9 protein-coding genes and 1 tRNA gene are annotated in these 8698 nt (G+C 64.9%); 2 read left to right on the forward strand and 8 right to left on the reverse strand.

Going from position 1 to position 8698, the window contains the following annotated elements:
- Nucleotides 1-104 precede the first annotated feature (104 nt).
- The 5 genes from GPA21_RS17395 to GPA21_RS17415 form a co-directional block, all read right to left on the reverse strand.
- Nucleotides 105-848, reverse strand: coding sequence for a protein kinase family protein (locus tag GPA21_RS17395; protein ID WP_211163666.1), 744 nt, complete (start codon nucleotides 846-848; stop codon nucleotides 105-107).
- Nucleotides 849-951: 103 nt separating this feature from the next.
- The gene (gene istB / locus GPA21_RS17400) at nucleotides 952-1740 is read right to left on the reverse strand and encodes an IS21-like element helper ATPase IstB (protein WP_168989377.1); all 789 of its coding nucleotides are present in this window, start codon (nucleotides 1738-1740) and stop codon (nucleotides 952-954) included.
- A gap of 178 nt (nucleotides 1741-1918) precedes the next feature.
- A complete protein-coding gene (gene istA, locus GPA21_RS17405) occupies nucleotides 1919-3436 on the reverse strand; it encodes an IS21 family transposase (protein WP_168989380.1) in 1518 nt (505 codons plus the stop codon).
- Nucleotides 3437-3607: 171 nt separating this feature from the next.
- Complete coding sequence (locus GPA21_RS17410; protein ID WP_211163667.1) at nucleotides 3608-4051, reverse strand: hypothetical protein; 444 nt, start codon at nucleotides 4049-4051, stop codon at nucleotides 3608-3610.
- A 64-nt stretch (nucleotides 4052-4115) separates the two neighbouring features.
- Nucleotides 4116-4415: a helix-turn-helix domain-containing protein gene (locus tag GPA21_RS17415; RefSeq protein ID WP_168989381.1), complete on the reverse strand. Its 300-nt coding sequence runs from the start codon at nucleotides 4413-4415 to the stop codon at nucleotides 4116-4118.
- A gap of 94 nt (nucleotides 4416-4509) precedes the next feature.
- On the opposite strand from GPA21_RS17415, the gene GPA21_RS17420 reads away from it, so the two are divergent.
- Nucleotides 4510-5193, forward strand: coding sequence for a LysR family substrate-binding domain-containing protein (locus tag GPA21_RS17420; RefSeq protein ID WP_246262041.1), 684 nt, complete (start codon nucleotides 4510-4512; stop codon nucleotides 5191-5193).
- On the opposite strand, the gene GPA21_RS17425 is transcribed toward GPA21_RS17420, so the two are convergent.
- The 3 genes from GPA21_RS17425 to pgsA form a co-directional block, all read right to left on the reverse strand.
- Nucleotides 5190-7061 (reverse strand): tyrosine-type recombinase/integrase, encoded by a 1872-nt coding sequence (locus GPA21_RS17425; protein WP_168989378.1) that lies wholly within the window; start codon nucleotides 7059-7061, stop codon nucleotides 5190-5192. The genes GPA21_RS17420 and GPA21_RS17425 overlap by 4 nt on opposite strands.
- Before the next feature lie 227 nt (nucleotides 7062-7288).
- Nucleotides 7289-7364, reverse strand: a tRNA-Gly gene (locus GPA21_RS17430).
- A gap of 37 nt (nucleotides 7365-7401) precedes the next feature.
- Nucleotides 7402-8001 carry a CDP-diacylglycerol--glycerol-3-phosphate 3-phosphatidyltransferase gene (gene pgsA / locus GPA21_RS17435; RefSeq protein ID WP_168989379.1) on the reverse strand — a complete coding sequence of 200 codons (600 nt, stop codon included), beginning with the start codon at nucleotides 7999-8001 and terminating at the stop codon, nucleotides 7402-7404.
- Between the two features lie 243 nt (nucleotides 8002-8244).
- Here pgsA and GPA21_RS21305 point away from each other — a divergent pair.
- A partial coding sequence (locus GPA21_RS21305) for an alpha/beta-hydrolase N-terminal domain-containing protein (RefSeq protein ID WP_339379804.1) occupies nucleotides 8245-8698 on the forward strand: 454 nt, incomplete at its 3' end.

Genomic DNA, 8698 nt, shown 5'->3' on the forward strand with positions numbered 1-8698 from the left:
CTCGGGTCCAGGACAGCTTCCACATCGAACACCACTGATTCCCTTTCCATCTCTGACTCCTTCAAGTCGATGGGTGGGGAAAATTCGATTACCACAGGTGGGGATTATTGGATTACCGCTGACAGATCCGCCGGCACGTACGCGGGGTTGTAGGGTGCCGCGCCGCCACCGGGCACCATGTCGATCGCATCGATGAAGCGCACGACGCCGCCTTCCAGCACGACATTGCCGGGATGGAGGTCGCCGTGCTGCAAACCTAGGCTGTGCAGGTGCAGCGTAGCCTTGACCAATTGATGGCAGAGCTCAAGCATCTGCCGACCCGACGCGCAGGCGCCTGCCACCTCCTGCAGGCCCTGGTCCTCCACCCATTGCTGAACAAGGAATGTCCCCGCGTCCGAGATGCCGAAATCGATCACTTCTGCCAGCGAAGCGCACGGCTGTGTCTTCACGAGCCGAGCCTTGTCCAGGAACATCTGCAGTTGGTGTGTCTCCTCGGGCCGCTTCGGATCCGGCTTGCGCCCGTACCAGACCTTGACCGATATGGGCCGGCCGCCCACGGACGACTTGTAAAGGTGACTATGGCCCTGCTTCAGGTTCTCCAGCAGGGGATAGACGACCATCGGAATCAGCTCGCTGCGGTAGGCCTCGAAAGCCCGCAGGTCCACGCCGGCCGCCGATGGCCGCCCCAGTGGCAGCGCGTTCAACGCGTCAAGCATGTCGCGAGCATTCGCGAAGCGCTCTGCAGGACTCAGTTCGAGCGCTTGCGCTAACCAGTCCGCCAAACCGGGATCGCATTCGACGCCGGCCGGGGGTTCCCACAGGAACAGGCCATGTTCCTGCCGCGGCAACCGCAGGAAGAGGACATGGTTGTCAGTGACCGCCGTTATGGAGCCACCGATAGTCGGCGTAATGGATCCAGTTTGAAGAGGTAGAAACGGGCTGTTTCGGGGCTCAGAATTCGGTGGATTTTACCTGTTTTGCAGGCGCTGATTTCGAGGCGGCGGGGGCGAGTTTCGGCGCCCGGTAGGAAGCGCCATCGAGGGTGAGGCAGTAGGCGTTGTGGCGCAACCGGTCGAGGGTGGCGGCGGCGAGCAGGCGGTTGGCGGGAAACGCCTGGTCCCACTCGGTGAAGTCGAGGTTGCTGGTAACGATGGTGGCGGCCTGCTCGTAGCGCTCGGCGATGAGGTCGTGGAAGTCCTCGTCGGCCGGTGGGCGCATGGGCTTCAGGCCGAAGTCGTCGATGATGAGCAGCGGCACGCGGGCCAGCGTGGCGAGCTTGCGCTCGGCGGTGCCGACAGCGCGGGCGGCGGTGAGGCTCGCGCAGAGCTGGGCCTGGGTGGTGAAGAGGACATCGGCCCCCTGGCGCACGGCGCAATGCCCCAGCGCCTGGGCGAGATGGCTCTTGCCGGTGCCGCAGGGGCCCACGATCAAGACCGGCGCCTTCTCGGCGAGATAGCGGCCGGTGGCCAAGTCATGGACCAAGGCCCGGTTGAGGTTGGGCAGGCGCGAGAAGTCGAAGCCCTCCAGGGTCTTGCCGGCGCGGAAGGCGGCACGGCGCAGCCGCAGGTCGAACTTCTTCTGGTCGCGACGAGCGACTTCGTCCTGGATCAGCAGCGACAGAAACTCGGTGTAGGCGAGCTTGCCCTCGATGGCCTGGCGGTTGCGGGCCTCGAGCGAATCGAGGATGCCGGAAAGGCGCAACTGCTTGAGGTGAGGGGCGAGTTCGGGAACGGGGTTCATCAACAACTCCTTGAAGGTAACGCGGTCGGCTGACCGCGATCAGAAATCCCGAAGCCGGGGGTCAAGGTCGGGCGAAGCCCGGCGAAGCGAAACCTTGATGCCCGGATTCGGGGGACACGCTTGGCCATGGCCGAGTCCGGCACCCAGCCGGATTCGGCCATGGAGAACCCGGCGGCGCTCACTGCACCGTGGCGGGGGCGGCGAACAGGCTGGCGGCGTCGCGGGCGAAGCGGCCGGAATGGGTTGTATCCGTGAGCGCCGGGGTAGGCACCTGCAGGTCGTGGCCGCCGGCGAGGATCGTCTTCACCGTCCGGTAGAAGGGCGAGTTATGGGCGAGCGCCCGCGCACAAGCGGCCTCCAGGCGGGCGGCGGGATAGGACTTCGCGAGCCGCAGCACGTTCTGGGCGGCGCGCAACCGTTCGACGATGCGGTCGGCCAGGAGGCGGTCGATCAGCTCGGCGCAGGCCGGGCCGATGACGGCGGCCCGGGTGAGGCACCAGTCGCGGTCATGGGCAAGGAAGGCCTGAGCATCGGGGGGCAGGTGGTCGCGCACGGTGCGCCGTTCCCCGGGGCGGCGGGCCCGCCCGTGGGCCGCGACGGGGCGGAAGTCATCGTAGATCGTCACCATGCCGTCGCTCGCCTTGAGCCACAGGGACTTGCCGACGAGCGCGAACGGCACCGAGTAGAAGGCCCGGTCGAACTGCAGATGGCAATCCCGATACACGCTCGCCTGCTTCCAGACACCCAGGTCCGGGGCAACGGCTGGCAAGGGGTGCAGCATCACCCGCTCGATGTCGAAGCGACTGAGCGGCGCTTCCCCCGTGGTGCCGTGGCGGCGCACCCCGGCTTCCTCCATCACCCAGCGCCTGGCCTGGGCGTTGAGATCGACGAGATCCCGGAAGGTCCGCAGCGGCAGGAAGTTGCCCTTCACGTATTTGACGCCGGACTCGACGATGCCCTTCTTCTGGGGATCGTGGGGCGGGCAGGGATCGATCTTGAAGCCGTAGCCCTCGGCGCAGTCGGCGTAGGAGCGCTGCACCTCGGGATCGTTCTGGCAGGCTTTGATGATGGCGCACTTGGCGTTGTCGATGATGACCCGGGCCGGCACGGCGCCGAACCATTCGAAAGCGCGACGGTGGCAGCCGAGCCAGGTGGCCACCGTCTGGTCCCAGACGAACTCGACGTACTGGTGTCGCGAGAAGCACAGCGTCATGACGAAGACCCAGGTGCGGCGCACCACGCCAGCGGCGTCGGCCAACATCGGGCCGGCACCGAAATCGACCTGGGCCGCTTCGCCGGGCGCGAAGTCGAGCCGGATGGTCGCATCAGGCGGCGCAGCCCGTTTCAGAGTGGCGAGCATGCGGCGCACCGCCGAGTAGCTGCCGGTGTAGCCGTGCTCGCGCTTGAGCGCCGCGAGGATGACGACGCCGGTGACGCCCTGGACGTGCCACGCAGCAATCTGCTCGCGCAGGGGTTCCAGGCGGGAAATGGTGGTGCTGGCCCGCTTCGGGGCGGCCAGCGCGCCGGCAATCGTGGCGTCGTCCGGCAGCGCGGCGGCCGTCTCCAGCCAGCCTCGGCGACCTGCCAGCGCCCGCAGCGTCGCCGCCGTGCGTCGCCCCATGAGACCGCTCTTGGCAATGTCGCGGTCGGAATCGCCCTGGCGCATGCGCATCAGGGCCTGTCGATAGTGGTGCATTTCGATCTTCCTCCTGCTCATCAACCCTCCGGCAAAAAATCGCCGAGGGTAGCGAGTCATGGTCGAAATCCCGAAATGCCCGTTGCCTACCTCGCCACCTGCGGTGGCTCCATTACGCCGAACATGAAGTGGCGCCAATACGCCGATCACGCACTGGCTCCATTACGCCGGTCACAGCCTGGCTCCTATATGCCGATCACGGAGTGGCTCCAATACGGCGGTCACTGACACATGGTGCGCCGCCACCCCGAGCAGATAGACGTCGCGCCGGAAGGAGTCACTGACCTCGCCGTGACCGATTTCCGAATCCTCTGGCAGTACCGCCTTGCCCGCGCGCAGGTTGTCGCGCAGCGGCCCGACCGTGCCCGCTTCCGGGAAGTAGGCGGTCAGGAAGCCTGAGATGGACACCTTCGAGGGCCGTTCCAGCCACACGCTGTGGTCGCTGACGTCGCGGTGGGCGACCCCGGTGTCGTGCAGGTCCGCGAAATGCGACAGCAAGACCTTGACGAGCGCCAGCCGGTCCGCAAACGACAGGTCCGGTCCATGGCGGTTCACGAATTCGTTTAGCCGCAGCTGGCGTGAGTGGCAACCGGTAAAGCTCGCAGAAGTCGGCATCGATGAGCCTGCGCTCCGTCAGGACGTGCGGATTTCCGGCTTTGAACCAGCCGCCACTGCGCCATCATCCTTGCCCTTCTTTGAGCTCTCCGAGCTTCTGCTCGGTCTCCGCCATCAGCGTCGTCGCACTGCACCCCAACGCTCGCGCGATTCGGATGATCAAGGCCAGAGTCGGCATGTGCTCGCCGCGCTCGATCTTGCCCATGTGGGATCGTTCGATGCCGGCACGGTGCGCGAGCGTCTCCTGGGCCACTCCTTGAGCGGTCCTAGCCTCCCGCACGGCGGCACCAAAAGCGAGCGCGGGCTCAGCTTCGAATGTGGTTGAACCGGCCGGACGGCCGCGTTGTATCGGACGCTTCTGCATCAGCACAAGCGTCGAAGATCAGCACATCTTAAACCACGTTAAATTTAACTCAATAATGCTAATCTCCTGGAGATCATCCACTTGGACGATGCCAATGTCGACGCATGCCCCCGGCGCCTCCAGGCTCCGGCTTGCCATCAGCGATGCCGGTGTTCAGCCACCACTGGCTCATCTTCTGGCCCATCAACGCAGCGAGGAGCCGGACGTTGAGCTTTCGCTCTCCGAAGCCATCCTTGGTCGCCAAATCGAGGGCTTGCTGACTGGCTTGTACGATGTCGGGTTGGCGACGTCAGGAGAGGAGCGCAGCGCATTGACTGCCGAGCCCATCTGGCGGGAGCCGCTTGCGCTCGCAGTGCCGGCGCGCTCTCCCCTCCTCGCCTACACGCACGTCCCGTTGCCCGAGGCGCTGCGCTACCCGATGGTGCTATGGGATCCGACAGCCTGCGCGGGCATCCATCGGCAAGTCGATCGCATCCTTCACGACGTGACCGACGCCCCTATCGTGGCCGAGCGCGTCGCGTCCTCCGCCTTGATGATGACCCTCGTGGCTGCGGGCTACGGCACCGGCTTGGCGCCGGCCACACAGATCGTGGCCTATCGCCCGCTCGGCGTGGTGATGCGACCGCTGGCCGGGCTATCGCCGCAGTTGATCACCTACCTGCTGCGGCCGAAAGCCGAAGCCAGCGACAGCGTGTCCCGGTTCGCCCGGCGCGCCATGCGCGTCGGTTCGATGCGCATGGGCGATCTGGACGGGGAGTCATCACCGGATTCGCACTAGACCACCTGCCTCAGTGCCGTCACCGCGCGTTCTGGCTCGCCGAGCAGACCCAGGACGCCAAGCACCGCATGCATGGCTTCGCGGGCGGCGCCGGCGACCACCGCCTCCAGCGGGGACAGTCCGCCCAGTGCATCCACTGGCTCGCACAGGGCGCGATATAACATCCAGCTGTCGAGGTCGCCAACGCGCGCCAGGACCGCGCGAGTGAAGTCCTGGCGCACCGGATCCAGCTGCCAGTCCGGAATGCGCTGCCCCCGGTTGCCCATGCTGAGCGACAGCAGGCGACGGGCCTGGATGTCCCGGTTGATCTGATGGCGCGACTTGCCCACCAGCTTGGCGAACGCCGGCAGCGGCAGGTTGTGGGGCGACTCGAAGGTCGCCAGCACCAGGGCTCGCTCGCGCTGGATGTCGGTCAAGACCGGCTGAGGACGCTGATCGTTGCGCGCGATGAGCGTGAGCACAGGTGATCTTTCGGTCTCATCGCCCTCGCCTTCCACCACCTCGGCGGAAGCTATCTCCATATGACCGCCGCGGATCGGAAGAGGCTCGACGGCGGGAACAGGCGACAGCGGACCGTCGCCGCCGCGCCGCTTCCGCTGCATGGAGGGCGCCATTTGCGGATCGGCCTGCAGGCCTTGCATCTCCCACTGATCCAAGCGGTCCGCCCAGTCCTGCATCATGGCCCGGCGCTGCTCCACGTACTCGGCGTGGTTGTAGCTCGCCCGAATCTGATTGGTGTCGGCATGGGAAAGCTGGGCCTCCACCCAGTCCTTGTGGTAGCCCAACTCGTTGAGTGCGGTCGAGATCGTCGCCCGGATGCCGTGCCCCGTGAGCTGGTCCTTGTAGCCCATGCGCTTGAGCGCGGCGTTGAGGGTGTTCTCGCTGATGCGCTCCCTGGGCTTGCTGCGGTGCGGCAGCAGGTAGCGCTGGGCTGGGGACTTGGCGCGGAGCAGTTCCCGTACGATCGCAACAGCCTGCCGAGGCAGTGGCACCAGGTAGGGCGGAATCTCCGTGCAGTCCTTGTTCTTCTTGCGCATCTGCTCCTGCAGTTGCTTCACGTTCTCAGGGGGAACGATCCAAAGGCTGCGCTCGAGATCGAACTGCTCCGGCACCGCGGAGCGCAGCTCGCCGGTACGCACGCCGGTGAGCAACAGCAGGCGCAATCCCAGTTGCGTGTTGAGATCGCCGCCATAGTGGCGCAGCTTCACCAGGAACGCCGGGAGCTGTTCCATGCGCAGAAAGGGGTTGTGCTTCACGCGCGGCTTCGGCATCGCCACGATGTCGAGATCCGCCGCCGGGTTGCTCTGCAGCTCGACCTCGACCATCGCGTAGCGGAAGAGCTGGTTGAACCAGGTCCGGCACTTCTCGGCGGTCGTGTGTGCGCCGCGACGCTCGATCTTGCGCAGGACCTCCAGCAAATCGGCGCGCGTGATCTCGAAGATGGATTGCGGGCCCAGCGTCGGCAGCAGGTCCTTCTTGAAGATGCGGTCGACCTGCGACAGGGTGCTTTGGCGCCCGGCCTTGAGGCTCAGCGCCTTGAAGTCGCGCCAGGATCGAAATACCGCCTCGAAGGTGTTGGACGCGGCGAGGAGTGCCGCCTTGCGTTCCTGTCGGCGGCTAATGCGGGGGTCGACGCCCTTGGCGACGAGCGCGCGGGCTTGATCCCTGAGTTCGCGGGCTTCCTTGAGGCTGATCTCGGGATAGGTGCCCAGCGAGATGCGGGGTTGCTTGCCGGCCCAGGAAAAGCGGAAGTGCCAGTTCTTCGCCCCGCTGGCGCCGACGAAGAGCGCCAGGCCGCCCCCGTCCTTGAGCGTGTAGTCCCTGCCGGTGGGTTTGGCCAGACGGATTGCTGTGTCTGTGAGAGGCATCGTACATCTCCCCGTCTCGTTGGATTGAGGAGAGATGTACCGCCAGCAGCGGGACCACACCCGGAGGAAACCGAACCGCCGCTCGCCCCGATTGATGTACTAAAAGATGTACTAAAAATCCGTGGCTGGGGGTGGCTTCCAGCGGACGCCGCTGGAATGAAAAAAGGGACCGAAGTCCCTTTTTTCAACCGCTTGCGGAATTCAGTGGAACTCCGAAGCAGTGCATCTGGAGCGGGAAACGAGTCTCGAACTCGCGACCTCAACCTTGGCAAGGTTGCGCTCTACCAACTGAGCTATTCCCGCTTGAGAGACCGACATTATAGTGAGCGAAAAACGCCTGTCAACCGCTTTTGGAGCGCGCCGCGCTTTCCCTTTCATGCGCTGAAAGACGCGGCAAAGCGCGGCGCAGATAGTAGATCATCGACCACAGCGTCAGAGCTGCGGCGACATAGATCAACACCGTGCCGATGAATTCGATGTTCACCTTCCACAGTGGCTCGTGATAGAGCAGCAAGGGGATCGCGATCATCTGCGCGGCGGTCTTGAACTTGCCGATCGTCGCGACCGCGACGCTTGCCGACTGCCCCACCCGTGCCATCCACTCCCGCAAGGCCGAAATGGTGATCTCCCGGCCGATCATGACCACGGCCACGATCGCATCCGTGCGACCGAGCTGCACCAGCAGTATGAGCGCCGCGGCAACCATCAGCTTGTCCGCAACCGGATCGAGGAAGGCGCCGAAGTCCGAGGTCTGATCGAGCGTGCGCGCAAGGTAGCCGTCGAACCAGTCGGTGATCGCAGCGACGACGAAGATGATCGTGGCGACGATGTTCTTGGCCATCGGTCCGAGCCAGGCATCGGGCAGGTAAAAGACGCCGACGAAAATCGGAATCAGGGCGATGCGTGCCCAAGTCAGCGTGTTAGGTATGTTCACGGGCATCAGGCGGGCCTTTCCGGCCAGTGTTACGAATCTGTTGTCGCCAGTATATCGCTATGTGAGAGGCTTGATCGCGGATGTTTCAGCAAGCCGATTCCGTGCGCACACAAGCCCCCCGCAGCCTCCAGCGCCCCATGCGCCGCTCACGCGGCTCCCTCAGATAGTAGCGGCGCTTGCCGCTTGCTCGAATTCACTGGGGATCGAGGCGTTGGTAACCTGGGAGTGGCATGAGGAGCGGCGGCGTACGTGCCCGATGTCGGGTTCTCGCCTTATACTTTTGCTGCCCAAGAACCCATCACCGAACCGACGAGGCCGACACTGATCCCGTTCCAGAGCACTTTCCGGCAGATCACCGAGCATTTTCTGCGTGCGCTCTGCTCGGCCGGGCTCATCCTCGGTACGCTTTTCTTTGCCGTGTCGCTGACCCCGAGCCTGGTGCCACGGCCTTTCGTCATGCAGGGCTTGCTGTCCGGTGTGGCGTTGGCTGCCGGCTACGGCATCGGCGTGTTCGGCCGCTGGCTGTGGCGTTATCTCGAACTTCCGGCAGCACGCGGTCGATCGCGCTGGATCGTCAAGGGTGTGCTCGGTCTGCTGTGCATTGGCATAGCGGTCATTTTCCTGATCCAGGCCTCGGAGTGGCAGAACTCGGTGCATAGCCTGATGGAATTGCCCCCGGTCGAGACCAACCGTCCCTTCTCGG

It is taken from the genome of Azoarcus taiwanensis, assembly GCF_012910885.1.
GTDB lineage: Bacteria > Pseudomonadota > Gammaproteobacteria > Burkholderiales > Rhodocyclaceae > Azoarcus_F > Azoarcus_F taiwanensis.